At 40.8% G+C, this 24721-nt stretch carries 27 protein-coding genes and 1 pseudogene; 15 read left to right on the forward strand and 13 right to left on the reverse strand.

Going from position 1 to position 24721, the window contains the following annotated elements:
• The 4 genes and pseudogenes from HYG93_RS17585 to HYG93_RS17600 form a co-directional block, all read left to right on the forward strand.
• Positions 1 to 1018, forward strand: a pseudogene (locus HYG93_RS17585) (DUF2345 domain-containing protein); the annotation flags it as partial.
• A gap of 78 nt (positions 1019 to 1096) precedes the next feature.
• Positions 1097 to 1270, forward strand: a complete 174-nt coding sequence (locus tag HYG93_RS17590; RefSeq protein WP_162368847.1) for a hypothetical protein — start codon at positions 1097 to 1099, stop codon at positions 1268 to 1270.
• Positions 1271 to 1278: 8 nt separating this feature from the next.
• Positions 1279 to 2493 (forward strand): hypothetical protein, encoded by a 1215-nt coding sequence (locus HYG93_RS17595; RefSeq protein ID WP_106986535.1) that lies wholly within the window; start codon positions 1279 to 1281, stop codon positions 2491 to 2493.
• Positions 2493 to 2861 (forward strand): hypothetical protein, encoded by a 369-nt coding sequence (locus tag HYG93_RS17600; RefSeq protein ID WP_227865816.1) that lies wholly within the window; start codon positions 2493 to 2495, stop codon positions 2859 to 2861. The genes HYG93_RS17595 and HYG93_RS17600 overlap by 1 nt, the downstream gene beginning before the upstream one ends.
• Before the next feature lie 71 nt (positions 2862 to 2932).
• Here the strand turns inward: HYG93_RS17600 and HYG93_RS17605 are convergent, their stop codons facing one another.
• A complete protein-coding gene (locus HYG93_RS17605) occupies positions 2933 to 4645 on the reverse strand; it encodes an electron transfer flavoprotein-ubiquinone oxidoreductase (protein WP_106986534.1) in 1713 nt (570 codons plus the stop codon).
• A gap of 192 nt (positions 4646 to 4837) precedes the next feature.
• Here HYG93_RS17605 and HYG93_RS17610 point away from each other — a divergent pair, with 192 nt between their 5' ends.
• The 5 genes from HYG93_RS17610 to HYG93_RS17630 all read left to right on the forward strand — a co-directional run bounded on the left by HYG93_RS17610 (position 4838) and on the right by HYG93_RS17630 (position 9267).
• On the forward strand, positions 4838 to 5449 hold the full coding sequence (locus HYG93_RS17610; RefSeq protein WP_106986533.1) for a DUF1285 domain-containing protein: 612 nt from the start codon (positions 4838 to 4840) through the stop codon (positions 5447 to 5449).
• A 45-nt stretch (positions 5450 to 5494) separates the two neighbouring features.
• Complete coding sequence (gene murI, locus HYG93_RS17615; RefSeq protein WP_106986532.1) at positions 5495 to 6367, forward strand: glutamate racemase; 873 nt, start codon at positions 5495 to 5497, stop codon at positions 6365 to 6367.
• 131 nt (positions 6368 to 6498) lie between these two features.
• The gene (locus HYG93_RS17620; RefSeq protein WP_106986531.1) at positions 6499 to 7527 is read left to right on the forward strand and encodes a DUF4062 domain-containing protein; all 1029 of its coding nucleotides are present in this window, start codon (positions 6499 to 6501) and stop codon (positions 7525 to 7527) included.
• 63 nt (positions 7528 to 7590) lie between these two features.
• A complete protein-coding gene (gene hemH, locus HYG93_RS17625) occupies positions 7591 to 8604 on the forward strand; it encodes a ferrochelatase (RefSeq protein WP_106986530.1) in 1014 nt (337 codons plus the stop codon).
• Positions 8605 to 8622: 18 nt separating this feature from the next.
• Positions 8623 to 9267: an MBL fold metallo-hydrolase gene (locus HYG93_RS17630; protein ID WP_106986529.1), complete on the forward strand. Its 645-nt coding sequence runs from the start codon at positions 8623 to 8625 to the stop codon at positions 9265 to 9267.
• Between the two features lie 723 nt (positions 9268 to 9990).
• On the opposite strand, the gene HYG93_RS17635 is transcribed toward HYG93_RS17630, so the two are convergent.
• Positions 9991 to 10164, reverse strand: a complete 174-nt coding sequence (locus HYG93_RS17635; RefSeq protein WP_106986528.1) for a DNA gyrase inhibitor YacG — start codon at positions 10162 to 10164, stop codon at positions 9991 to 9993.
• An 85-nt stretch (positions 10165 to 10249) separates the two neighbouring features.
• On the opposite strand from HYG93_RS17635, the gene HYG93_RS17640 reads away from it, so the two are divergent.
• Positions 10250 to 10906, forward strand: a complete 657-nt coding sequence (locus tag HYG93_RS17640; protein ID WP_171356310.1) for an SAM-dependent methyltransferase — start codon at positions 10250 to 10252, stop codon at positions 10904 to 10906.
• Positions 10906 to 12105 carry a TIGR03862 family flavoprotein gene (locus HYG93_RS17645; RefSeq protein ID WP_106986526.1) on the forward strand — a complete coding sequence of 400 codons (1200 nt, stop codon included), beginning with the start codon at positions 10906 to 10908 and terminating at the stop codon, positions 12103 to 12105. Before HYG93_RS17640 ends, HYG93_RS17645 begins: the two co-directional genes overlap by 1 nt.
• Before the next feature lie 67 nt (positions 12106 to 12172).
• Here the strand turns inward: HYG93_RS17645 and HYG93_RS17650 are convergent, their stop codons facing one another.
• Together HYG93_RS17650 and HYG93_RS17655 are read right to left on the reverse strand one after the other, a co-directional pair.
• Positions 12173 to 12775: a hypothetical protein gene (locus tag HYG93_RS17650; RefSeq protein WP_120366248.1), complete on the reverse strand. Its 603-nt coding sequence runs from the start codon at positions 12773 to 12775 to the stop codon at positions 12173 to 12175.
• An 8-nt stretch (positions 12776 to 12783) separates the two neighbouring features.
• A complete protein-coding gene (locus tag HYG93_RS17655) occupies positions 12784 to 13560 on the reverse strand; it encodes a class I SAM-dependent methyltransferase (RefSeq protein WP_120366247.1) in 777 nt (258 codons plus the stop codon).
• Between the two features lie 122 nt (positions 13561 to 13682).
• On the opposite strand from HYG93_RS17655, the gene HYG93_RS17660 reads away from it, so the two are divergent.
• The 3 genes from HYG93_RS17660 (at position 13683) to HYG93_RS17670 (ending at position 16344) form a co-directional block, all read left to right on the forward strand.
• Positions 13683 to 14957 (forward strand): hypothetical protein, encoded by a 1275-nt coding sequence (locus HYG93_RS17660; protein WP_120366251.1) that lies wholly within the window; start codon positions 13683 to 13685, stop codon positions 14955 to 14957.
• A gap of 112 nt (positions 14958 to 15069) precedes the next feature.
• Positions 15070 to 15276 carry a hypothetical protein gene (locus HYG93_RS17665; RefSeq protein ID WP_130125648.1) on the forward strand — a complete coding sequence of 69 codons (207 nt, stop codon included), beginning with the start codon at positions 15070 to 15072 and terminating at the stop codon, positions 15274 to 15276.
• Positions 15277 to 15390: 114 nt separating this feature from the next.
• Positions 15391 to 16344 (forward strand): 2-hydroxyacid dehydrogenase, encoded by a 954-nt coding sequence (locus HYG93_RS17670; RefSeq protein WP_120366246.1) that lies wholly within the window; start codon positions 15391 to 15393, stop codon positions 16342 to 16344.
• A gap of 78 nt (positions 16345 to 16422) precedes the next feature.
• Here the strand turns inward: HYG93_RS17670 and HYG93_RS17675 are convergent, their stop codons facing one another.
• The 3 genes from HYG93_RS17675 to HYG93_RS17685 all read right to left on the reverse strand — a co-directional run bounded on the left by HYG93_RS17675 (position 16423) and on the right by HYG93_RS17685 (position 18374).
• Positions 16423 to 16944, reverse strand: coding sequence for a hypothetical protein (locus HYG93_RS17675; protein ID WP_228198944.1), 522 nt, complete (start codon positions 16942 to 16944; stop codon positions 16423 to 16425).
• A 211-nt stretch (positions 16945 to 17155) separates the two neighbouring features.
• Complete coding sequence (locus HYG93_RS17680) at positions 17156 to 17704, reverse strand: hypothetical protein (RefSeq protein WP_120366245.1); 549 nt, start codon at positions 17702 to 17704, stop codon at positions 17156 to 17158.
• A 280-nt stretch (positions 17705 to 17984) separates the two neighbouring features.
• Positions 17985 to 18374, reverse strand: a complete 390-nt coding sequence (locus tag HYG93_RS17685; protein WP_106986518.1) for a hypothetical protein — start codon at positions 18372 to 18374, stop codon at positions 17985 to 17987.
• A 554-nt stretch (positions 18375 to 18928) separates the two neighbouring features.
• Here HYG93_RS17685 and HYG93_RS17690 point away from each other — a divergent pair.
• A complete protein-coding gene (locus HYG93_RS17690; RefSeq protein ID WP_106986517.1) occupies positions 18929 to 19357 on the forward strand; it encodes a hypothetical protein in 429 nt (142 codons plus the stop codon).
• Positions 19358 to 19521: 164 nt separating this feature from the next.
• Here HYG93_RS17690 and HYG93_RS17695 read toward each other — a convergent pair whose 3' ends face one another.
• The 6 genes from HYG93_RS17695 to HYG93_RS17720 form a co-directional block, all read right to left on the reverse strand.
• Entirely contained in the window at positions 19522 to 19851 is a 330-nt protein-coding gene (locus tag HYG93_RS17695; RefSeq protein WP_227865814.1) for a hypothetical protein, read from the reverse strand.
• Between the two features lie 208 nt (positions 19852 to 20059).
• Positions 20060 to 20458, reverse strand: a complete 399-nt coding sequence (locus HYG93_RS17700) for a hypothetical protein (protein ID WP_106986515.1) — start codon at positions 20456 to 20458, stop codon at positions 20060 to 20062.
• A 182-nt stretch (positions 20459 to 20640) separates the two neighbouring features.
• Complete coding sequence (gene glyS / locus HYG93_RS17705) at positions 20641 to 22710, reverse strand: glycine--tRNA ligase subunit beta (protein ID WP_120366244.1); 2070 nt, start codon at positions 22708 to 22710, stop codon at positions 20641 to 20643.
• The gene (gene glyQ, locus HYG93_RS17710; protein WP_117006853.1) at positions 22710 to 23684 is read right to left on the reverse strand and encodes a glycine--tRNA ligase subunit alpha; all 975 of its coding nucleotides are present in this window, start codon (positions 23682 to 23684) and stop codon (positions 22710 to 22712) included. Before glyQ ends, glyS begins: the two co-directional genes overlap by 1 nt.
• Before the next feature lie 88 nt (positions 23685 to 23772).
• Entirely contained in the window at positions 23773 to 24537 is a 765-nt protein-coding gene (locus HYG93_RS17715; protein WP_137287910.1) for a hypothetical protein, read from the reverse strand.
• A gap of 58 nt (positions 24538 to 24595) precedes the next feature.
• On the reverse strand, positions 24596 to 24721 hold a 126-nt coding region (locus HYG93_RS17720), incomplete at its 5' end, for an IS3 family transposase (RefSeq protein WP_372659246.1).

Below are 24721 nucleotides of genomic sequence, written 5' to 3' on the forward strand. Positions count from 1 at the left end.
GAAGGCTATGGCGCAAGATTCTTGCCGCGTATTAATGAAATTGTGGTCATCGACTTCTTTGACGGCAATATCGACCGACCATTTGTGGTGGGGCGCATACATGAAGCACAGCGCAGTCCAACCAAGTTTGACAATAAAGGTCAATTACCCGAGACCAAAAAGCTGGCTGGAATAAAAAGCAAGGAAGTACAAGGTGAAGGCTTTGGACAACTGCGCTTTGATGATACGACTGGACAGATATCTACACAATTACAAAGTACCCATGGCGCCACTCAGCTCAACTTAGGAAACCTCAGTCATCCCAAAGAAACTGCAGAAAGTGAAGGTCGAGGCGAGGGCTTTGAACTAAGAACAGACCAATGGGGAGCAGTACGTGCAGGACAGGGGCTACTTGTCAGTACGCACCCGCAACAACAAGCAGCAGCAATGCACCTCGATGCACAAGCTGCAAAAGAACAAATCGAAGCCAACTTAAACAGCAGTAAAGCATTAAGTGAAGTGGCTAAGAATCAACAGACTGACCCGCTTGAAGTCTTAGATAATTTAAAAAACTTCATTGCACAAATCGAAAAAGGCAGTCAAGAAAAAGCCGATGCTTTTAAACAAGCTTTAATGATTTTATCTGCGCCCAACTCAATTGCGATGACGAGCAATGAAGATATACATGTTTCAGCAGATAGGCAGATTAGCCAAAGTGCAGGTGATAGCATTAATATCAGCAGTCAAAAATCCTTCATTGCTCATGCACAAAGCAAGATTAGTCTATTTGCAGCGCAAGAAGGATTGCGTGCGTATGCAGGCAAAGGCAAAGTTGAAATCCAAGCCCAATGTGATGGAGCGGACTTTATTGCACGAAAAGGTATTCAAATTATTTCGACGGAAGATAGCGTGGAAATTAAAGCCAGTAAGAAAATAGTGCTGACTGCAGGTGGCAGTCAAATTGAAATCAGTAGTGCAGGGGTGTTGCCAACGACTGCTGGAAAGTTTGAGGTGAAGGCAGGGCAGCATACGTTTGCAGGGGGGAGCAATTGTTCAGGCTTCAAAGACTTCTTTACCCATTTTAGGGGATGAAAATGAATATGATGTTGTGTTTTTAATGCAAGATGATGATGGTATTCCTTATAAAAATACTAAATATATTGCTTTCTTGGAAAATGGTTCTGTGTTTGAAAGTGTAACTGATGATCAGGGTTATACAAATCCAATAAAAACTATGAATAAAGAAAAAGTCTCTATTCATTTAAAAATAAATAATTATTTAGATATTTAGAGGAAAGTATGGCTGATTTTTACCCATTTGTTGTAGTTAAATCTAATGTGCCTGTTAAAAAACTATATTATAGTTTTCGCATATTTAATATATCAACAAATAAAATTGTTTCAGATAGTGGGAAGAAAATTAAGGAAGGAGTTAAATATCCATTAAAAAACAACTATCAGACGGAATTATTTACTGTTATTTCGAGTGTAGATTCAGCAAAGGATATGCTTATAGAATTTACTTTATACAAGCGTGATGGTGTTACTTTTACAGTCGTTATTGATAAAAAAATAATAACAAATATAGTTTCTGAATTTACATTTGATAATATAAAAAACAATAAAATTAAATATGATTTTGTTAATTATATGGAAGCTAATGGTATAACTAAGGTTGTTAATGGGGGTAATAAGAATTTAGTAAAATTAAATATAACTAATAAGAGAATTTTTGTAAGCACTCAACATCCAGTAGGTGATGAACTTGATCCATTTACAAAGGAAAAGATCCAGCAAGGATTATTGAGTAGATTGAAAGAAAAATATCCAGATCAGAACAGAACAAATTTATGTGGTCCAGCAGCTTTTTTTTATTGTGTTCTGAATGCAAATGCTAATATTTATAAAAAAATTGTTAAAGATTTATGGGAAAAAGGAGAAACTCAGGTTAATGATTTGAAAATAAAACCTGATAAAGACGGAGCTAGAACAGTTAAAAATTATTTTGATAGCAATGATCAACCTTTAATACCCGCTGTTGATTGGATTACATTAGGAAGTCTTAGAGATTCGGCAAATATTATTTTTGATTATACTATTGAATTGGGAGAGTCACCAACTGCTGTAAGCCCTCCAGGAGATGTGCTTGAATGGTTTAGATTAATTGGTTTTAAAAAAGTAATTTTTTATCATATTGGTGAAAATAAATTTAAAGCATTAATAGAAACTAGTAACTATGATGCAAAAAAATATTTTATTGTGTTGTTAACAAGTAGTAGTATTTTAAAAGGCCAAACAAGACACTCTAACGTGATTCCTACTCATTGGGTGGTTTTAGATGATAACATCAAAGTAGCTGGTAATTTAGTAAATTCCTCAAGTTTGAAATCTCAATTTGTTAGCTTTAAAGCATTTAGTTGGGGGGAATCCTTTGAGCAAAATAGTAATTTAACGTTAGACGAATTGATTAGTTATACTTGGGGTGTGTATATATATGAGCGAGGTTTAGCATAATGAAAAATAATTTTTATTATCCATTTTTTTTTGTTTTTTTATTGTTATTAGGATGTAACCATAAAATTCAAATAGAACCTAATAAATTACCAGAATTAAAATATGGTGAAAATTATGATAATAGTATTGAAATTGAAAAGTTAAAAATTATAGGGGATCTTGTTATTAAAACAGATTTGCCAGAAAACTCTGGAATTAGTATCCAGAAAAATGGGAAAGATGATTTTTTTTTCCAGAATACTATAAAAGTGTATGGGACTCCAAGAGTAAAAGGAAATTACTATATTTTGCTAGATGGTAATTTTGTAGGCGGTACTTTTGGTGGTATGACAAATTTTAAGAAAAAATACGATATAACGATTAAGTAATTAAATGAATTCTTTTATATATAACTAAATAAACCCGCACTCAGCGGGTTTATTTTTATCTCAAAAAGAGATTACATATTCGGATAGTTTGGACCGCCGCCGCCTTCAGGCGTTACCCAAGTAATGTTTTGTGACGGGTCTTTAATATCACAAGTCTTACAGTGTACACAGTTTGCTGCGTTAATTTGGAAACGCTTAGAACCGTCATTTTCTTCCATAATTTCATACACACCAGCAGGGCAGTAGCGCTGAGCAGGCTCATCCCATTTTGGCAAGTTTACGTTTACTGGAATAGATACATCTGTCAGTTTCAAGTGAGCAGGCTGGTTTTCTTCATGAACCGTATTCGATACGAATACAGAAGATAAGCGGTCAAATGTTAACTTGCCATCCGGTTTTGGATAGTTCGGTTTAACATTGTTCGCTTCAACAGTTTTAAGTGCGCTGTAGTCTGGCTGTAAGTCACGCAGCGTGAACGGCACTTTAAAGATGTTTTGATCGATAAAGTTAAATGCGCCACCACCGAATGTACCGAATTTGTGCATTGCAGGGCCAAAGTTACGCGCGTTATATAACTCTTCTTTTAACCAGCTGTTGTTAAATTTCTCAGTGTATGCAGTCACTTCTTTAGCGAAGAAGTCTTCACCTTCAGTCACACGAGCAATGGCAAGGTCACCGCCTTTTTCTACACCCGCTGCAATCGCTTCAAATACAGCTTCACCGCACAGCATGCCAGATTTCATGGCAGTGTGAGAGCCTTTGATTTTTGCAAAGTTCAAGAAGCCAGCATCATCACCAATTAAGCTACCACCAGGGAAAGTGAATTTAGGTAACGAGTTAAAACCACCTTTTACTACAGCACGCGCGCCATAAGAAATACGCTTACCACCTTCAAGGAATTGTTTAATCAGCGGGTGAGTTTTCCAGCGCTGCATTTCCATGAATGGATACATGTGCGGGTTGGTATATGACAAGTCTACGATCATACCCAAAGTCACTTGGTTGTTTTCTGCGTGGTATAACCACCAGCCACCTGAAGAACCTGTTTCAGTTAAAGGCCAACCAGCGCCATGCATAACCGTACCTGCTTTATGTTTTGCAGGGTCGATTTCCCAAAGCTCTTTAATACCAATACCGTAGTGCTGCGGATCAGCATCTTTATCTAAATCAAATTTAGAAATGAGGCGTTTGCCTAAGTGACCACGACAGCCTTCTGCAAAAATTGTGTATTTGGCATGCAGTTCATAGCCAGGGGTAAAGTTGTGCGTTGGTTCGCCATCTTTACCAATACCCATATCGCCAGTTTGGATGCCTTTAACCGTACCATCTTCATGATACAGAATTTCAGACGCTGCAAAACCTGGGAAGATTGATACTTCAAGTTCTTCTGCTTTCGTACCTAACCAGCGAACCACGTTGCCTAATGAAATGACATAGTTGCCGTCATTGTGCATGGTTTTTGGCACCATCCAATGCGGCATTTCTTGCGATTTTTCATCAGACAATAAGAAATAGGTTTTGTCTTCAGTAACAGGCACATTTAAAGGCGCGCCTTGTTCTTTCCAGTCAGGGAACAATTCATTGATTGCACGTGGTTCAAGCACAGCGCCAGACAGAATATGTGCACCTACTTCGGAGCCTTTTTCTACGACACAAACGGACAAATCGTTCAGGTTATTTTCAATTGCAAGTTGACGGATTTTAATCGCAGCAGAAAGACCCGCTGGGCCTGCACCAACGATTACTACGTCAAACTCCATCGATTCACGTTCGATGTGTTCCATGTCGGACTCCTCATCTGGTTTGAAGGTGGCTACCAATATTGCGTTTTAATATTGGCGCTGCCATGAGTGTTCTGAATTCCTAGACACAAATTTATTATCGTGCCTTTTATATTGTGGGCTAGTATAGTTTTAAACCTTGTTCTAGCCAATTGGCTGAATCATATTATTTTTCCGTCAGTAAGGTCTTCTGCTATGAATAATCATGAAAATCCCTCAAATTCGGCGAAAGAAACAGCTCAAGCCGATAATAAAAATTTAATGGCGATTGCACAATACTTAAAAGATGGACAGTTCGGTCACAAAAAGTCAATTCCCCCTTTAGAGCAATGGCACCCAAAGCATTGTGGCGCTATGGATTTGAAGGTAAAAGCCAATGGAGAATGGTGGCACGAAGGTCAATTGATCAAGCGCCAAGCCCTCATAAATCTATTCTCAACTGTACTGTGGAAAGAGGCAGATAAATTCTATTTAAAAACCCCAGTCGAGCAGATTGAAATAGAGGTCGAAGATGAGCCTTTATTTGTGAATCAGGTTGATGAAATTCAGATAGAAGGTCAGCGCTATATCCAGTTCACAACAACTACAGACGATATTGTGGTGGTTGATGCAACACATCGTATATTTATGCGTGAATTTGCTGGTGAATTAAGACCTTATGTACAGGTCCGATTTGGGTTAAATGCATTAATTCAGCGCGCGACATTTATGCATTTGGTGCAAATGGGAGAGTTAACTGAAAATGAACAAGGTCAGGCACAATTAAGCTTGAAAAGTGGTAATTTGCACTTGCAATTAGACAGCTGAGGTTTAAGCTTTCTGAATCGAATACGTCAATTTTAACTCTGTACTATGAGCGCGATACATCCTCTATACCCACTCCATGATCCAATGCCAAAAGCTGGGGCAGATGCACCGATTGGAATCTTTGATTCGGGCATTGGTGGGCTCTCCATTGCACAAGAAATTGCACGTTATTTACCCAAAGAACGCATTGTGTATTATGCCGACACAGCACATGTGCCATACGGCCCACGTGAAGATCAAAATATTCGTGAACTTACCGCGCATGCTATTGAGTGGTTATATCGTCAAGGCTGTAAAATTGCAGTGGTGGCTTGCAACACTGCTTCTGCATTTAGTCTGGATTATTTACGTGAGCATTATGGTGAAAACTTTCCGATCATTGGTTTAGTTCCAGCCCTTAAGCCTGCAGTATTACAAAGCAAATCAAAAAAAGTTGCGGTTCTTGCAACACCAGCGACCTTTCGTGGTCAATTAATCAAAGATGTGATGACTCGCTTTGCCGAACCTGCACAGGTTGAGGTGCTCACGATTACGTGCTTAGACCTCGTGCCTTTTGTTGAGGCCGGTGCTCAGATGAGTGAGGCATGTTTGGTGACGCTTAAAGAGGTGTTACAACCTGCTGTTGATCAAAATGTCGACTATTTGGTTTTAGGTTGTACGCACTATCCTTTCTTAAAAGACGCAATTCAGCATATTTTTGGTCAGAAAATGACATTAATTGACTCAGGAACTGCCGTTGCGCGACAAACAGCCCGAATTTTAATTAAAAATGAGTTATTATTTGAACATGATGGGCAGCCAGAGCATGTGCGCATTGAATGTTATGTCAGTGGGCAAAATGCAGATCATTTAAAACCAATTCTGAGTCATCTTATTGCACCTGATTTGACTTGGAGCATTAAAAATATTGGTATTTAATGATCAAATAACTTAAGTTAGTCTTTTGAATTAATTAATTAAAAATTATTTTATATGGGGTAGTCATATCGCAGAACATGTTGTGACCTTAGTCACAGTAGCTGTAATGTGCACTTGGAAGAGGATAACCAATGCTCGATAAGCGTTATCAAGTATTTATTTCTACGTCTGGTAGCGAAATGCAACCTGAACGCATGATTTTAGCTCAGACTCTTGTGGGAATGGGCTTTTTCTCCTGGGGCTTAGAGCAACGGACACCATTGAGTACTGCATTTGCACGTCGCCAAATTGATGACTGTGATTATGTGATTATCTTATTGGGAAGCTCTTATGGTGAGCAGTCGGTATCAGGTGTAGGATATATGCATCTTGAGTACATTTATGCAGTGACCAAGCAAAAGCCAATTATTGTATTTATGCACGATGAGCCATCTTCACGTGATCATGCGCTACAAGATCAGAAGCCAGAATTAGCCGAAAAATTCAAAGAATTTCGTCAGCTTTTGCAAAATGAAGTAGATCAAATTTTTACGTACCGTAGTCTGCGTGACTTGGAAATGGCAGTGCGTTTAAATATGTCACAAATGTTGGAGCGTTACCCTGCGGTGGGTTGGGTGCGTCCACAGAATACTCAAGTATTGCAAGATGAAATTGATGCTTTAAAAGATAAAATCCAACAATTGGAAACGGATGCAGGCAAGCGAGAAGTCGATCCATTTTTAACTTTACCAAAAGTGTCGATGCATGAAGTTTTTGCATTTGAATATCGCATGCATGCCTACCAAGACGGTAATTTTAAAGAATTAAAAATTCAGAAAAAATTAACCTGGGCACAAATGCTGAGTATTTTGGGCACTACATTTATGAATCCAACGCCGGAAGAGTATTTTTCCAAGCGTATGAATGAATATTTAAATGAAAATGGCTTGTCGGATGCGCGTATAGAAATGCCTCGTGCACATGCAGTTGCGCGTGCACAAATTAATATTCGTGCTTTGCACAGTATCAAAATGCAAATGCGACAAAATGAGTGGATTGTGCAATCTGGTCGCGATGACCGCCAACGCATGCTTTGGCAAGTCACGTCGAAGGCCACGAAATTGTTGGAAAGTAATTTATTAGATTCTGATCGAACTTTTCAATTTAAATCTTTAAATTAATCTACTTAATAAATTGATTTAAAACTGATACAGTAGGCTGGTCTAATTCATAGGAATAGCGTGATGTCTTCTGCGCCGAAAGCAAAAGTGACGGTGATTTTAGCCAATTTAGGCACACCTGATGCACCGACTGTGCCAGCAGTCCGTGCATTTCTAAAACAGTTCCTGTCTGATCAGCGTGTCATTGAAATCCCCAAACCCATTTGGCAGCTGATCCTACGCTTATTTATTTTGCCTTTCCGTCCTAAGCGTGTAGCACATGCCTACGCTTCTGTGTGGCAGCAAGACTCTCCGATGCGGGAAATTTTGTTCGAGCAGGTACAAGCAGTTCAGCAGCATCTGACAGCGCAATACCCTGAGTTTGACTTGCAGGTTGTTCCTGCCATGACCTATGGCAATCCAGGTATTCAGCAGACGCTGGCGCAGCTGAGCGAACAGCAGCCAGATCATGTCATTTTATTCCCGCTTTTTCCGCAATATTCAGCGACTTCAACGGCGCCTTTATATGACGCTTTTGCGAAATGGATCCCGCAGCAACGCAACTTACCGGGCATTTCAATTATCCGTGATTATTACCAGCATCCGCTCTTTATCCAAGCTTTGGCACAAAGTGTTCGAGACTATCAGGCGGTACATGGTCAGCCCGAAAAGCTTTTGATGTCCTTTCATGGAATACCGCAACCTTATGCAGATAAGGGGGATCCCTATGCTGATCGTTGTCGCGTGAGCGCTCAATTGCTTGCGAACGCATTGGATTTACAAGAGGATCAGTGGGCTATCAGCTTCCAATCACGCTTTGGTAAGCAGGAGTGGGTGAAGCCTTATACCGATGCTTTACTGGCTGAATGGGCTAAGCAAGGTGTGAAGTCTGTACAGGTGCTCAGTCCTGCTTTTTCGGCGGACTGTTTAGAGACTTTAGAAGAGTTGGCGATTGAAAATGCGACGTTATTCCGTGAAGCAGGTGGTGGTTCTTATGCCTATATTCCAGCTTTGAATAATCGTGCTGATCATTTGCAATTGCTCAATAGTTTGCTTCAAGCTAATCTTGATGCTTTAAAACATACTTTAGCGCATTGATTTTTGAGGTCTCGCCCCATGCTCCAAGTAAAAATTGTGCCAGTCACAACATTTCAGCAAAATTGTTCCATTGTTTGGGATTCGGTTAGCAAAGAGGCCATTTTAATTGATGCTGGTGGTGAACCAGATAAGTTAAAAGCTGAAGTTGAAGCTTTGGGCTTGAAGGTCCAAGCATTATGGTTAACGCATGGACATTTGGACCATGCAGGTGCAGTAGGTACGCTACAAAAAGTGTGGGATGTGCCTGTGATTGGGCCTCATAAAGAAGACGCATTTTGGTTAGATATGATTCAGGAAGTGTCGGCAAAGTATGGTTTCCCAATTCCTGAAAAAGTTGAGGTAACGACTTGGCTGGAAGGTGGCGAAGTGCTTCAACTAGGCACTGAAAAATTTGAAGTGCGCTTTGCACCAGGGCATACACCAGGTCATGTCATGTTTTACAATGCACAGTATGGTCTACTGTGGACAGGTGATGTGCTGTTTAAAGGTTCGATCGGCCGTACAGATTTCCCACGTGGCAATCACCAGCAATTGCTAGATTCTATTCAACGTGAATGTTTTAGCTTACCAGATGAAACCCAATTTATTTCTGGGCATGGTCCAATCAGTAGCATTGGCTTTGAAAAGCAACACAATCCTTTTGTGGCAAGTAAAGCTGGCTAAATACTAAGGACTGGAGCTTCGGCTTCAGTCCTTACTAAAAGGATTGCTATATTCCTTTTTAACTTCTAGATACATCAGACCAGAAGCTGTACCCATTAATAGTCCCATCAGTAAAAAGATGAGGTCTGAGTTATGTATTCCAATAATTAAACAACCCACACTAGATAAGACAAATATCGCCATAATGGCGCACATCAATTTCGTTTTCATAAGCAACAGCTCTCCCCAAAGCGTTCTTTTTTTGTTTTGAAGCCATTTCAACAGGTTTGTTTGAGTTGCCTATAAAGATGGCCCACATCTACTAAGTGTAAAATTTATGTACACTTGAAACATGAGTACAGGCTGTGTATTCATGACTATTTATAATCTGTATTAATGACAATATTCTTAATTAAATCTTAAAAAAAAGATAGAGGTGAAAATAAAAATACTTAACGCTAAGTGATTGACAAAAAAGTCATTTTTCACTAAAAAATTACCATGTATGACATTCACATATCTATGAGAAGTCAAAGCTAACAAGCGCAAATTTTTACTGATATTTTCATAGGTAGCTTAAGAAGGTTAAAAGTATATTGGTTGATGAAATGGTATAAGCGCTTGGCGGTTTTGTGACTTGTTATGTATGGTAGGAATGCTACTTATTTAAGTAGGTTTGGAGTTGAAGAGAGGAAGAAAGTCCCCTCTATAAAAGACCTAACAACATTGTGATACTGTCTTATGTTATTCCTCGGAACCATCTGCTTGAGGCGCATCTTGGGTGGGTAAGGTGTATTCTTCATTGGCCCAAGCTCCAAAATCAATTAATTTGCAACGCTCTGAGCAAAATGGGCGGTAAATATTATTTTCCCAAACAGTGAGTTCGCCACAACGTGGGCAGTTCAGAGAAGTGGGCATAGTGGCGACTCCAAGCAGAGCAAATGATTCAATTAGGCAAAAACCGCGACACTTGTTAGACTTGTACGGTTTTTATTAGTTTGATCTGATTATGCCGATTCGTCAATTTCAAGCGCAGCGCATGCATGCACCTCGTGATTTCCAAGCTATTGCCAATCAACCGATTTGTGTGGAAATTGGTGCCGGCAAAGGGAAACACGCGTTATTGTTTAGTGCATCCAACCCGGATAAGCAACTAATTGCTGTGGAACGTACACGTGAAAAATTTATTGCGATGCAAAAGCAACATGGCATAGAAGGTCAAAAAAATTTACAAGCGATTCATGCGGATGCCTTGCCTTGGGTGGTTCATGCATTATTTCCTGCACAAGTGCAGCAATTTTTTATTTTATATCCGAACCCAGAGCCACATAATCCAGCACAGCGCTGGTTAAATATGCCTTTTTTTGAGTTTTTACTGTCACGTTTAGAGGTGGGCGGTACGATTACTTTGGCCAGTAATATTCCTGAATATATTGCTGAAGCACAGCAGCAGTTGATTGATGTGTGGAAGTTGCCTTTTGTTAAAGAAGTTATCGCTGCTGATTCGGCTCGTACACACTTTGAAATTAAATACTTAGAGCGTGGTGAGTTGTGTCAGCAATTGATTATTAGCAAGCCTGCATCTTATCAAACGCGTTTTGATGACTTTCAGCCTTTGCAGGGTCAGACTGCAAGCACAACGCAGAATGAAGCAGAATGATGAAACAGCGTGTTGCCATTATTGGCGCTGGCCCAGCAGGTTTAATGGCTGCTGAAGTTCTGAGCCAATATGCTTATGAGGTGCATGTCTATGAACAGAAGCCATCGGCTGCCCGTAAGTTTTTAATGGCAGGCAAGACGGGTTTAAATATTTCACATGCAGAACCTGTAGCCCAATTTATTCAGCGTTATGACCAAGCAGAATGGCTTGCACCTTGGGTGCGGCAGTGGGATGCCAATTGGATTCAAGATTGGATGAAGGGGCTTGGGATCGAATCATATATTGGCTCTTCAGGTCGTGTGTTTCCCATTGAAATGAAAGCTGCGCCTTTGTTGCGCGCATGGTTAAAGCGTCTCGTGGAGCATGGTGTAAGCTTTCATTATCGCCATCAAGTGACAGCCTTAGAGGCTCAAGATTTAACGGTACTGGATTTAAAACAGAACGAAACACGGACTGAAACTTTTGATGCAATGGTTTTAGCTTGTGGTGCTGTGTCGTGGTCGCAACTCGGAAGTGATGGTGCATGGCAATCTTGGTTACAAGCCGACAGTATTGAACCCTTTCAAGCCAGTAATGCAGGCGTAGAGCGGGCGTGGTCGCAATATATGCAACCAGTGTTTGGCCAACCCTTAAAGCGTGTAGAGGCTTGGGTGGGTGCAGGCGAGCGTACGATGGGTGATATTGTGATCAGTCATTATGGTTTAGAGAGTGGTCTGATTTATAAACAAGGTCGAGCTTTAAGGGCGATGCTTAAAGCGACTCAAGGCATGACACTTTATTTGGATTTAATGCCAGAAGTGTCGGTGCAACAATTGGCGCAAAAACTGCAGCCCAATAAAAAGCAGTCACAAAGTAATGTGTGGCGCAAAGCTAGCCTAGACAGTGCTAAAGCTGCATTGGTTCGTGAGTTAGTGCCTAAGGCACTTTGGTCACAGCCAGAAGCATTGGCACAGCAGATTAAAGCTTTATGTATTCCATTAACAGGTTTTCGTCCTATCGCTGAGGCGATTAGCTGTGCGGGTGGTGTGAAGCGCGAAGCACTCTCTGAACAGTTACAACTCAAGCAGCAGTCTGGCTTATTTTGTGCAGGTGAAATGTTAGATTGGGACGCGCCAACTGGGGGCTATTTGCTTACGGCTTGTTTCGCTACGGGTCGCGCGGCAGGTGAAGGCGTACACGCCTATTTGCATCAAGACTGATGTGGCTTTAAGTTGACTTATAACTGAGTAAAAAAGGATTCATGTAGAACCCTTTTTGTGTTCTAGATTAAGGAGCTGATGTGGCAACATCACTCGCAGCTTGTGTATTGAGTTGAGCCAGTTCTGGGTATTGAGCTTGCCAGTGATCAAGCTGCTCTTGTGCATGAATAAACTGGCCTAAACCTTTGATATGGGCACTCGAAACCGCATTTTCGTCTTTGTTAGCTACCTGTGCTTCAGCCAATTGAAGTTGTTGTTGCTGATTCCAATATTGATACATCAAGCCTTGGATATAGCGACCTTGTTCGGTTTTAAGGTCTAATTCCTTAAGCATGCTTAAGGCCGATTGAATATTGTCACGTTTGCGTTCGGTAGCAAATTCGGGACTGAGCGAGCCACTTTCTTTCATCTGCATCAGCTCATCTTCCATCTCATCACTGACTGCGGTAAAGCGTTGGTCATAGTCTCGTAGTGCACGAATATCATCTGGATCTTGTGCGGTTTTAGCAAAGCTTTTGACCGGCTCAGAAGCCAGCTCTTTCATAATACGATCATCAGCGCTCGTCTCTGCTTCTGGTTGCTGAGCTGTCTTTTTTTGTTCGCAACCGTGCAGGAAAAATGTCGTACTTAACAGTACAGGTATCGCCAAAAATTTAACCATGTAATGCATAACTCGCCCTAATCATTTTTTTTAAAGACATACACATGTGTGGTGTATGGAAAATCAATTTCATCTTGTACTTGCTTGCCTGTGTAGTCATACACAATGTGTTCAAAGCGTTGTTTTAAACGTTGTTGCTCGGCATCAGGCAAAGCGGCAATAAAGCTGGTAGACAATAAGCGCTTGGAGACAACCTGTTCTACTGTACCATGATGTAATTGGCGAAAGGTGGTTTGATCTTGTAAGTGGAAATAGGCTTGCTGTGAAAATACTTTTTGCCACTTCCCACTATGGTAACGCGGGGTATCGCCTTCAAGTGGAAAGATTTCATCTGCCAGTGCTTTGACCCAATCAATCCCAATATCACGTTGATTCCAAATGAGCACCAAATGACCATGACTTTGCAACACGCGATGCAGTTCAGCTAAAGTATCGTGCGTGGCGAACCAATGAAATGATTGTGCACAAAACACAGTACGTACAGACTGATCAGTTATAGGCAATTGATCACTCATGGCTTGTAGCGTCTGAACATCAGGATGAGCAAGATGCAATTGCGCGAGCATTGCTTCTACAGGGTCGACAGCAAATATCTGCGTGCTTATGGTCTTTAGGTAGGGGAGAAATTTTCCCGTACCTGCACCGAGGTCCAGTAAAAGATCATTGGCATGTAGCCCAAGCGTCGCTTTTAGCCATGCGCTGATGGCTTTAGGATAATCTGGACGGACATTTTGGTAGAGGCTCGCGCCTGCACCGAAGCCTTTTTCTGCAGCAGGATGGAGTGATTGTGTCATATTCTGCACTTTTTAATCCTTATCACCGTTATAAAATAGCATACTCTTATGCGGGCGAGTTTTTGCCAGCAGATTGCAACTTGGTGACATCAGCAAAAAAGGATTTTTTAAACAGGACAACGATGGATAAAGAGATTATTTTTGAAGATGACCAAATACGGGTTATTTTTTTAAAAGGCACTTCAAATGAATTGGTGTTCTCATTTGGCGATTTGATTACACGTGCCAAGGGCAATAGCATCAATGCTGAAAAGTCATTGCATAAATATGATTTTAATGTGATTGGTATTATGCCTAAGCAGAAATCATGGTTTCCTGAACAGTCGATGTTGGCCATGTTTGAGCAGATTCAAAGCTGGATCGCACCGTTTGCGACCCGCATTGCTTATGGCGGTTCAATGGGTGGCTATGCTGCGATTAAATATTCTAACTTGCTGAATGTTCAACGTGTGGTGGCCATGGTGCCACAATTCTCGATTGATCCGACAGATGTTGAAGATCCACGCTATAACATGTTTTATCAGCCAGAGCTGAATAGCCACATGCGCGTACAGCTGGGTGATGTAGCGCCATCGCGTGAATACATCATTATTTATGATCCTTACTATGCAGCAGATCGTGCCCATGTGGAATGCTTAAAGCCACTGTTACCAAGTGCAAAATACTTACATTTGCCTTATACCAATCACGATGCAATTGCGGTATTAGCAAGTTCGGCATTGGTCCATGACCTAATTCGCCATCCTTTTGATGCAGGTTATTTTTACCAAAGCATGCGTAAGGTGAAAAAGAACAGTAAGTTTTATTACCGTAAAGTGATTGAAAACTTATTGCCACGTCATCCGAGCGCTTTGGGTAAAATTTTAAAAAATAATGACTTAATGTTAGATGGTCAGTTTTTTGATGCCAAGCAGAAACAAGTGATCTTGCGTGAATTACTGCGCAACAAGCAAGTCGACCAGCAAGACCTCAGTAAGCTGGGTATTGAAGTGACCATGCCACAAGAAAAGCGTAGTATTTTGCGCGACCGCTTTGGGCACGGTTTGGTCTTTAATGTCATTAGCCAAAAGCTCGAAAGTTATGCTGCTAGCGCCATCGCTTTAAATCATAAATTTCTGATTCCAGTTTATGCCAAAGGCAATGGCCTCGTGCAAATTGTGTGGAATGATCAAGCATTGATTGTGGTGATGAATGATCGGCAGATGATGAAACTGATTCGTACAGAAGAAGCTGTACCGGTAGGACATCATCCATTGCTGATGAAGAAATACAGTGACTATTACGCATTGGCGTATAAAGCGCAGTATTTGAGTACAGACGAATTTGGTGCAACCAGCATGGCTGAAGATTTACACAGTGACTGCCAATTTGTAGCACAACCTGAAGGACAGATCTAAGACCTTGGCAGGGAGAGACTTGCTTTTTTAGTTTGGAATGCTATGGTTGAAATATAGGCAATAGATGGATGGCCTATCGACCAAGGATGAAATTAAAAGCGAGGAAAGCAGTATGCAATCTCCACTGATGCTTGCTGTATGTTGTTCATTGCTCAGTATGAGCTATTCACCGATGATCTATGCTGAGGACTTAGTTCAAGCAGAATCTTCAGCCACGGTTTTGACCGTAGCTCTCATGATTATGTTGGCTTTAAGTGTTTATGTGGTCATTCGGATTCGAAGCACGATCCGTTATCATCTAGATAAACCCGCTAAATAGCGGGTTATTTTGTATGTTAAAGCGATGTGTTTTTCTTGAATCTTCACGCATTGTTAGATTAAATGCAAAACAGCCCATTTTATGCATTAAACCCATCTCATTTAAGGAAAGCACATGAAGGCGGTATATTTAGATTACGCATCTTTAGATAAAGACGACTTAGATTTTAGTGCGCTACATGCGGTCTTTGATGATTTACAGCTGTATGAACGTACCAGTGCTGAGCAGTTGTTATCGCGTGTGAAAAATGTGGATGTGATCATTAGCAATAAAGTGGTGATTGATGCACAAACCATGCAGCAATGTCCCAATTTAAAACTGATTCTAATTTCTGCGACAGGTACCAATAACATTGATTTGGTGCAGGCAGCTCAGCAAGGCATTAGCGTCTGCAATTGCCAAGGCTATGGTACGGCAGCTGTTGCACAGCACACCCTTATGTTGATGCTAAATTTGGCCACTTCTTTCCGTCAGTATAACCGAGCTGTGCAGCAAGGCGAATGGAACAAAGCCAACCAATTTTGTTTGCTGGATTATCCAATCATTGAGCTGTCAGGCAAAACCTTAGGCATTGTGGGTTATGGTGAATTGGGGCAGGCCGTGGCGAATTTAGCCCGTGCATTTGGCATGCAGATTCAAATTGCAGCCTTGCCAAACCGTCCAGCTGGCCCTGAGCGTATAGCGTTTGCAGAAATGTTGCCACAAGTGGACTTTTTGAGCTTACATTGTCCGTTAACGGAAGATACCCGCGATTTAATTGATGCGGATGCTTTGTCCAAAATGAAAGCCAGCGCCTTTGTGATTAACTGCGCCCGTGGTGGTGTGGTCAATGAAAGTGCTTTGGCAGAAGCACTCAAGGCTGGAACAATTGCAGGCGCTGCTACAGATGTACTGACGGTTGAGCCGCCTAAAGCAGGTAATGTACTGCTGGATGCCTCTATACCTAATTTAATCATTACCCCGCATAGCGCATGGGGTAGCGTGGATGCACGTCAGCGTATTGTGCAGCAGATGGTGGAAAATACAGAAGCATTTAAGGCTGGTCAGCCGATCCGTAAAGTGAATTAATGTATTTAGAAATCTAAAAATAGCTATAAAAAAGCCCATCGTGTGATGGGCTTTTATTTGCGTGTAGACAACACTGACTTATAAATCGGTGACTGCATAAGACGTAGTTGATGAGCCTGAGTTGGTTGCAGATTGGCTTTGCTGCTGTGGGTTTATGGTGTTACTACGATTATTATTGTTAGATGGCTCACTTAAAGACTGTTGTTCAATGGGTGCAGACTGCTGCGGTTTGGCGCCTAGGGCTTCTTTGGTTTCTTGAATTTTGGTATTGGCTGTTTGCGCGGCTTGTGTTGCGCCTTTATCCACTTTGTGTACAGTGCCTGATGCTAAGTTTTTGGTGTTGTCCCATGCTTGATCAACGGACGGTTTAACCTTTGCGACACCGCGCTCGGTCATTTCACCGACATTTTTGGCCGCGCCAATCACGCCTTCTTGGGCTTTATAGGCCCAAACATGAAAGATGTTTGGATTTTTACCATAAGGTTGAATCAGTTTTTGGTTTTGCTGTTCTGTTTGCGGTGCAGTTTCTGTTGCTTGCGCCAATAGTAATGGAGATGCCAGCAGTAAAGTTACACCTACTGCGGTTTTTAATAATTTCATGTGGCAGTAAACCTCAACGTGTATTCATCTTAAAGGGTCTTAACGCATTATAAGCAAGCAAAGCGCAATAGGAAGTTTTGAATGCAAAATCTATACAGCAGCGTTTTGGCGCGGTAAAAAGAGAAAGCCAAATGCGTTGTGCAATAAAAACAAAGCCCATCGGAAATGAAGGGCTTTGTTTGAAGCTTGGGAAAATAAGTCTAATACAGGCTTATTTTTTGCTGACGTCAGTTTTTGCAGAAGTTTTAATTTCTGCAGAACCGACAGGTGTTTTCACCTGCGCTGAGCCTTCACCGTCAAAGCCTGCGCTGCGTGGTTGGTTAATGTGATCTTTCAGCTTTTGGTTTTTGCTTTTTAGATACGATTTGGTTTTTTCGCTTTGATTTGATGCAAATTTTTTGCTTTGCTCTGTTTTAGATTTCAGCAGGTCGTGGCTTTTTTCTGCATCGTCATGCAATGACTGTTTGTGCTCTTCAGCTTTTGCTTCTTGAGTGGCTTTAATTTCAGCGACTTTGTCTTTTGTGGTGTCCCATTTTGCTTGGCTGGCTTCTTTGGTGTGTTCAGCGCCTTGGACGACGGTATCACCTGTTTTATGCGCAATAGTTTTAATGTCTTGGCCTAGATTGTTTAAAACGCCTGGTGTTTGCGCTTGCACAGCGACCTGAGTGCTACTGTTTGCAGAAATGGCTGTATTTGCAAATAGGACAGGTGAAGCTACCAGCAGAGCTGTGCCAATTAAGCTGTGTTTTAATAATTTCATTTTTCTATACACCTCATTGTTGTGAGCACTGCGCCGTACTAGGACGGAGTGTGCGATGAGATATTAGATGCAATTTTTTTGAAAATGGCGCTTTTTGATAAAACATACACAGCGTTTTACATGCCAAATACGCTGTAGGAGAAGTTATGGAGGGCTGGTAACAATGCTTGTGAATTGTAAATAAATTTCAGATTGTCAGCCTTGAGTGGGGGAGTTTGGGCTGTAGGTGGATAAGGGCATCACTCATACAGATAATGAGTGATGCGGTTTTAACGGAACATTAGTCACATTGTGAAATGGCTTCTTTTGCAAAGTGATGACGTAATGCAAGGAAGTTCTTTTGGACTTCTGGTGCATGTAGGTCAAAGCCTGTTGCTGTGCTGGTGCCATCTTTGGCGAAGGTTGCAGAGCCAGCAGATATAAGCGTTAAGCCTTTAAATGTCCATTGTTCTACTACTTTGCCATTTTCTAACTGACCCGTAAATTCAATCACGCATTTGTCTACTAGCTTGTTGAGCTGTGCTTTGTTGTTGGTGGTATTTGGGTAGACATCAATGTTTGAGACTTCTTGTAATGCACCAGCTTGGATTTGCGGAATTGTTGGAGCAGATGTACAAGCGCTAAGTGCAAGACCCGCAAGACCAGTCAAAATGAGTGCTTTTAGTTTCATAAGGTTCTTTCTTGTTGAGTGTTGTTGTATTTGAGTATAGGGATTTGAGATGAAGATGACTATATTTTTTATATGTTGACAGTGTATAGCATTGAATATAGATAAATAACTGCCTTATGCGAATGTTTAAATAATAAAAAATAGCATCGGATGAAATGGAGAGTTAGGACAAAGCTTGTAGTCTCTTATGTTGTTAGTGTGTCTTTTGACCATGTGTATGGTGTAATCCAATTCAGGTTACTGATCTGGAAATAGGCTTTTGTATTTGGGTTGTACGGGCTCTTTAGTTTACTTGCAATAAGGTGCTTTGATGATCCAAAAAATGAAGAATGATGAAGATTTGTAATTTGAAATACCAAAATGAGCTTTAAACCAGTTTTTAAAATTTCGTCAGTATTTGGATAGGTAGTATCGAGATTTCATCAGAAAAATAGGTTGAGTGGGATGCTTCGTAAATTTTTAGATAAAATATGATGTCATGATTTAAATGCCAATCGTTAGATTAAAGATCATGATTGATCAAAATAATAAGAGTTAATATTACTGAGGCTGGTATGAAAATTATATGGAAGAAAAAGATATTAAAACTATTGGGTTGGGAGTTTCTGTTGCTTGTTGCTTCAAGTTTATTCTTTTTAACCGATTTTTATTATGATTGGTATAACAGCCAACGGGCAGAAGAGGATGTACATAAGGTCATGGCACTCGGACAATATCTGCTTGGTGTTTTGGTATCGAGTGTATTTGGCTTGTGGTTGTTGGGTTTAGTGCGTTCTTTTTTACATTTTTTGGTGGGTTTAATTTTAGTGATTGTGCAGTTGTGGATTAGTCTATTATTTTGTAGTACAGGCACATATGAAATTGAATGGGTCGCTTTAGTAGGTTTTGTTTATTACGTTATTTTAACGGTGCTGCATATTTGGTTAGCTTCACAATGGATGAAAACGTTAACACTACGAAAAATGACTTTGAAAGGGGAATAAGATTTATTTTCAAAACCTAACTTTGTCACTTAAAACGTATGTTAAAAAACCGCATTTAAGCGGTTTTTTAACAGTAATTGGAACTTAGGGCTGAAGCACCTAAATATCCATAACGGCTATAAAAAAATAATAAAGCTCAGCAAGCCTCGTCCTTTTTTGTGTAATTAAATCCCTGGCAAAAAGAACAGTACTACCAAACTACCCAATATCCCGCCTATTATGAGCCAGTCTTTCTTACGCATCTCTGCAATGTTGAGGATAGAAAAATACAAACTTGGGTACAGAATGCCTGCAAAAATGAGTATGCACAGTGGGTTATTAAACAAAAACTCAGAATAACCCGACAACACAAAAATAGCCGTGCTGGATATCCAATACAGCACAGCCAAGATAAATTTATTTATGGCTAATGCACGAACTGAACGGTCAAGGCGACTCAAGGATACTGCAAGTATCACGATAGCAATGATGCCACCCAGAATCGAAATCAACATAAAGAACAGGCCACTCATATCTGGCTTAGTGATGATATGTGGATAGAATTTCACCAGAGCGAAACTAAGTGCTAATAGCAGGGCATGAATTATAAAAAGATACAGATCAGGGCGATAATGACGCGGAACTTTCATATTTGAAATTTATTATTCTTATAAAAAATCCCGCTAGTTTTAGCAGGATTTTAATATATTTAAAATACGTTTTTTATTGCAGGCGTACAAATTTCTCTACACGGTCATTCAAGTCGTATGTCACTTCAAATGCTGCTTTTTTACCATCAAAGGTCGCTTCAGTTGGTGTGGCCACGATTTCCCATAAGCCCAGTGTCGCAACATCGGCTACACCATGGAACAGTGTGCGTCCAACGCGGTTTGCAGTGCTGTAGCCTTGCGTAAAGGAGAATACATCAACACGCTTACCATCCTGCTTAGTTTCACTGGCAATTGGAGAGCCAATTTCAGCTAAAATTGTACTACGTGGCATACCTTGTGCAATGACGGATAGGTCTTTCTTTTTAGGCTGTTTTGAAGCCATAACAGCAGAACATCCCGTTTCTGTAAAAGCCAGTGCAAGCAATAAAGGCACAACCAATAATTTCTTCATTTTTAAATATTCCCCCTTCTAACATTATTGAATATTTTGGAAGGATTATAGAGTAAATAAAGTAAATAAGTTTATGAAATTTAAAATAAAAATTATTTAGAAAGATTTAAGTAAGCTGTCAATAAATATTAAAAGTAATAAAAAACCCGCTCGAAAGCGGGTTTTTTTATTTAATTCAGAACTTAGTGTTGTAACACAGAAATATCAGCCACTTTCGTGAACAGGTCACGAAGCTGAGCAAGCATACGTAAACGGTTTGCTTTTAGGTCAGCATCATCTGCCATGACCATTACACCATCAAAGAACGCATCTACAGGCGCACGAAGTGCAGCAAGTGCAGACAATGCAGCAGTGTAGTCTTTGGCAGCAAATAACGGCTCAACCACAGGTGTGATTTTCGCAAGTTCAGCGAATAATGCTTTCTCAGCATCTTCAACCAAGTTTGCTTCAACCACAGCGCCTTCAGGTGCAGCTTCTTTCGCAAGAATGTTAGCAACACGCTTGTTAGCAGCAGCAAGTGCGGCAGCTTCAGGCAAGTTACGGAAGTGATTTACCGCATTTACACGCTTATCAAAATCAAGTGGTGATTTTGGAGAAAGCGCTTGAACCGCTTGAATCACGTCTACAGCTACGCCTTGGTCTTCATACTTCGCACGGTAACGGCCTTCAAGGAATGCAACAGCATCCGCCAAAGTCTTCGCGTGATCTTTCAATACATCGCCATAAGCAGCTAAAGCAAGTTTGATCAGGTCTTCAATTGAAACGTCTAACTCATTTTCAGTCACTAAACGCAAAATACCAATTGCAGAACGGCGCAGTGCAAACGGGTCTTTAGAGCCTGTAGGCGCTTGACCGATACCGAAAATACCTGTGAGCGTGTCTAAACGGTCAGCAAGGGCAATGGTAGTACCTGTTTTCGTTTTCGGTAAAACGTCACCCGCGAATTTAGGAAGATACTGCTCACCTAAAGACTCAGCAACTTCATCATTTTCACCTTCAAGACTTGCGTAGTAAGTACCCGCAATACCTTGAAGTTCTGGGAACTCACCCACAAGCTCAGAAGTTAAGTCACATTTTGCAAGAAGGGCAGCTTTTTCAGCATCCGCTGGGTTAGCACCCGTAATTGGCGCTAAAGCAACAGCTAATTTCGCAATACGTTCAGACTTGTTCCATAGTGTGCCAAGCTCAGCTTGGAAAACCATGTTCGCAAGTTTCTCTTTACGAGACGCAAGCGGCTGCTTTTGATCTTGTAAGAAGAAGAATTCAGCATCTGACAAACGTGGACGTACAACTTTCTCGTTACCTTCAATAATTTGAGTCGGGTCTTTAGACTCAATATTTGAAACAGTAATGAAGTAAGGCTGTAATTTGTTATCGCTGTTCACTAAGCAGAAGTACTTTTGGTTGTCCTGCATAGTCGTGATAAGCGCTTCTTGCGGTACAGCAAGGAAACGTTCTTCAAAGCTTGCACGCAGCGCAACTGGCCATTCAACCAATGCTGTTACTTCATCACGTAAGTCCGCAGGTACAATCGCAATTGCATTTACTTCGTCAGCCAAAGCTTTCACTTGACCGTCAATGATGGCTTGACGCTCTTCAAAAGATGCAACCACGTGAGCTGCTTTTAACTTAGGAAGATATTCTTCAGCATTGGCTAAAGTAATTGCTTCTGGCGCATGGAAACGGTGACCATAAGTCACGTTGCCTGCTTTGTGGTCTTGAATGGTTGCATCAACAACATCGTTGTCTTTAAGCAGCACAACCCATTTTACCGGACGTACAAATTCAGTACGGCTGGCTGCAGAACGCATGCGTTTTGCAATTGGCAGATTATCCAACGCAGTTTGTAAGATTTGCGGTAAAAGCACATCAAGGCTTTGGCCTTTTACGTCTTTTAAGTAGCAAACTTTTTCAACTTTACCTGCTTGGAAAGTCGATACTTGATCAACCGTAATGCCTTGACCGCGCATAAAGCCTTCAAGTGCTTTGGTTGGTTTGCCTTCCGCATCAAACGCTGCTTGTTTAGCAGGGCCGTCAAAACGTTTTTGCGTATCTGCTTGAGCAGCATCCACATTTACAATTTTAAGCGCTAAACGGCGCGGCGCTGCGTATGCTTCAATAGAGTCAAATGCAAGGCCAGCATCATTTAAGCCTTTAACCGCTTCTGCTTGCAGGGCATCACGTAATTTTTTCAGGCTTTTTGGAGGAAGTTCTTCACAGCCAAGTTCAAATAAAACAGTATGTTTAGACATTATTTGTTCTCCGCTGCAGCTTCTGCTTCAACTTGTGCTTTTAATTGCGCCAATACTTCATCACGTAGGTGAGGTTCAGCCATTGGGAAACCAAGTTCCGCACGTGCTGCCACGTAGCTAGTTGCAATTGCGCGTGCCAATGAACGTACACGTAAAATGTAGCGTTGACGCTCAGTCACAGAGATTGCACCGCGAGCATCTAACAAGTTAAAGCTATGTGATGCTTTAATCACTTGCTCGTATGCAGGAAGCGGAAGTTTTGCTTCGATTAAACGTGTTGCTTCAGCTTCATAGAAGTCGAACAATTCAAACATTTTATCTACTGGCGCATATTCAAAGTTGTAAGTCGATTGCTCAACTTCATTTTGATGGAATACGTCACCATAAGTTACTGTACCGAACTGGCCTTTAGTCCAAACAAGATCGTAAACTGAGTCTACACCTTGTAGGTACATCGCAAGACGTTCTAAACCGTAAGTGATTTCGCCTGTAACAGGGTAGCATTCAACACCACCGACTTGCTGGAAGTAAGTGAACTGAGTCACTTCCATACCGTTCAGCCAAACTTCCCAGCCTAAGCCCCAAGCGCCTAGTGTTGGAGATTCCCAGTTGTCTTCTACGAAACGGATGTCGTGTACAAGCGGGTCAATACCAATTGCTTTAAGCGAGTCTAGGTACAGCTGCTGGATGTTGTCTGGGTTTGGCTTAAGCACAACTTGGAATTGGTAGTAGTGCTGCAAACGGTTCGGGTTTTCACCATAACGGCCATCTTTAGGACGGCGAGACGGTTGAACGTAAGCTGCGTTCCAAGTTTCAGGGCCTAAAGCGCGTAGGAATGTTGCAGTGTGGAATGTACCAGCGCCCATTTCCATGTCGTAAGGCTGAAGGACTACACAGCCTTGTTCAGCCCAGTAGTTTTGTAAGGCAAGAATTAAGCCTTGGAAGGTATCAATATGCGATATGGCGCGACTCATGGTCATCCACTTAAAATTAGATAAAAATTGTGCTCAATTATAAGGATTTTGGGGGTGTGTGGCAAAGGTCTTTTATTTTCTATCAGGATTAAAAATATTGATTACAGAGTTCCTTGAATTTAGGATGCATGAGTAAGTTTTTGAAATCAAAATCTGTTTCGACATCACGGAGTGTGAAATAGCTTTCAGTATCTTTTTGATTCTGTTTAAGTGATGCTTCTAGTAGATTTAAACTTGAGTCGACATTATCTTTTAAAGCTTCTAAACATGCTTGATTGTATAAAATGCGACTGATTATATTGTTAGTATTATTTCGGTATTCATCGGTTGTTTTAAGTTTGTTGAGAGCATTTTCGGCTTCTTGAAGAAAGCTGGGTTCACTGAGCAAATTGTTTTCTTTTTGAATTCGATAAATCGTTAAACAAGTATGACTAAGATTAAGTAAAGCCCAAAAATTATTAGGTTTGCTTTCTAATGCTTCGAGTAAATGCTTTTTCAAAGTAAAAAGATTTTTTAATCTTTCTTGAATGAGATGCTTGTATTGGGATGGTTTAGCACGTTCTTTAAAATTATAGGAACCTTCTAGGTCTAATATTTTAAGAATTTTATAGACAAGGTCGATGTATTTTTGATGTTGTTCGAGCTTTTGTGAATGGTTGATTCTCTCTAGATGATTTTTACAATCATGAATAAATTCTTGATAAAAATTACCTAATTGTTGGTGAGTATTGAATTTTATTTCATCAAGGTATAGTTGGAGTCGTTCACTAGGATCTTCGATAAAACTTAAAGGGCACTCTATATCTTTAGTAATTTGTAAAAATATAGAATCGGCATCAGAACCATAAATCACTTTACACTCTTCATCATTCTGAACCGTACCGGGTTTGTCGGAGACATTTTTATTTAAGTTAGGCTACGTGACCTAACGGGTTAATCTTATCATAGTACATTGCTTCAAACTCAAAAGGCGATACATAACCCAATGCGCTGTGTACACGCTTTTTGTTGAACCAATCTACCCAATTTAATGTCGC

It is taken from the genome of Acinetobacter sp. SwsAc6, assembly GCF_013391565.1.
GTDB lineage: Bacteria > Pseudomonadota > Gammaproteobacteria > Pseudomonadales > Moraxellaceae > Acinetobacter > Acinetobacter cumulans.

Excerpts from the sequence above, each read along its gene's own strand:
- HYG93_RS17595 (WP_106986535.1), top strand. The coding sequence starts at position 1,279 with ATGGCTGATTTTTACCCATTTGTTGTAGTTAAATCTAATGTGCCTGTT.
- HYG93_RS17670 (WP_120366246.1), top strand. The coding sequence starts at position 15,391 with ATGAAGGCGGTATATTTAGATTACGCATCTTTAGATAAAGACGACTTA.
- glyQ (WP_117006853.1), bottom strand. The coding sequence starts at position 23,684 with ATGAGTCGCGCCATATCGCATATTGATACCTTCCAAGGCTTAATTCTT.
- glyS (WP_120366244.1), bottom strand. The coding sequence starts at position 22,710 with ATGTCTAAACATACTGTTTTATTTGAACTTGGCTGTGAAGAACTTCCT.
- HYG93_RS17665 (WP_130125648.1), top strand. The coding sequence starts at position 15,070 with ATGCAATCTCCACTGATGCTTGCTGTATGTTGTTCATTGCTCAGTATG.
- HYG93_RS17675 (WP_228198944.1), bottom strand. The coding sequence starts at position 16,944 with ATGAAATTATTAAAAACCGCAGTAGGTGTAACTTTACTGCTGGCATCT.
- murI (WP_106986532.1), top strand. The coding sequence starts at position 5,495 with ATGAGCGCGATACATCCTCTATACCCACTCCATGATCCAATGCCAAAA.
- HYG93_RS17645 (WP_106986526.1), top strand. The coding sequence starts at position 10,906 with ATGAAACAGCGTGTTGCCATTATTGGCGCTGGCCCAGCAGGTTTAATG.
- hemH (WP_106986530.1), top strand. The coding sequence starts at position 7,591 with ATGTCTTCTGCGCCGAAAGCAAAAGTGACGGTGATTTTAGCCAATTTA.
- HYG93_RS17695 (WP_227865814.1), bottom strand. The coding sequence starts at position 19,851 with ATGTTGATTTCGATTCTGGGTGGCATCATTGCTATCGTGATACTTGCA.
- HYG93_RS17630 (WP_106986529.1), top strand. The coding sequence starts at position 8,623 with ATGCTCCAAGTAAAAATTGTGCCAGTCACAACATTTCAGCAAAATTGT.
- HYG93_RS17590 (WP_162368847.1), top strand. The coding sequence starts at position 1,097 with ATGCAAGATGATGATGGTATTCCTTATAAAAATACTAAATATATTGCT.
- HYG93_RS17635 (WP_106986528.1), bottom strand. The coding sequence starts at position 10,164 with ATGCCCACTTCTCTGAACTGCCCACGTTGTGGCGAACTCACTGTTTGG.
- HYG93_RS17690 (WP_106986517.1), top strand. The coding sequence starts at position 18,929 with ATGAAAATTATATGGAAGAAAAAGATATTAAAACTATTGGGTTGGGAG.
- HYG93_RS17660 (WP_120366251.1), top strand. The coding sequence starts at position 13,683 with ATGGATAAAGAGATTATTTTTGAAGATGACCAAATACGGGTTATTTTT.
- HYG93_RS17680 (WP_120366245.1), bottom strand. The coding sequence starts at position 17,704 with ATGAAATTATTAAAACACAGCTTAATTGGCACAGCTCTGCTGGTAGCT.
- HYG93_RS17605 (WP_106986534.1), bottom strand. The coding sequence starts at position 4,645 with ATGGAACACATCGAACGTGAATCGATGGAGTTTGACGTAGTAATCGTT.
- HYG93_RS17600 (WP_227865816.1), top strand. The coding sequence starts at position 2,493 with ATGAAAAATAATTTTTATTATCCATTTTTTTTTGTTTTTTTATTGTTA.
- HYG93_RS17685 (WP_106986518.1), bottom strand. The coding sequence starts at position 18,374 with ATGAAACTAAAAGCACTCATTTTGACTGGTCTTGCGGGTCTTGCACTT.
- HYG93_RS17655 (WP_120366247.1), bottom strand. The coding sequence starts at position 13,560 with ATGACACAATCACTCCATCCTGCTGCAGAAAAAGGCTTCGGTGCAGGC.
- HYG93_RS17650 (WP_120366248.1), bottom strand. The coding sequence starts at position 12,775 with ATGCATTACATGGTTAAATTTTTGGCGATACCTGTACTGTTAAGTACG.
- HYG93_RS17610 (WP_106986533.1), top strand. The coding sequence starts at position 4,838 with ATGAATAATCATGAAAATCCCTCAAATTCGGCGAAAGAAACAGCTCAA.
- HYG93_RS17700 (WP_106986515.1), bottom strand. The coding sequence starts at position 20,458 with ATGAAGAAATTATTGGTTGTGCCTTTATTGCTTGCACTGGCTTTTACA.
- HYG93_RS17620 (WP_106986531.1), top strand. The coding sequence starts at position 6,499 with ATGCTCGATAAGCGTTATCAAGTATTTATTTCTACGTCTGGTAGCGAA.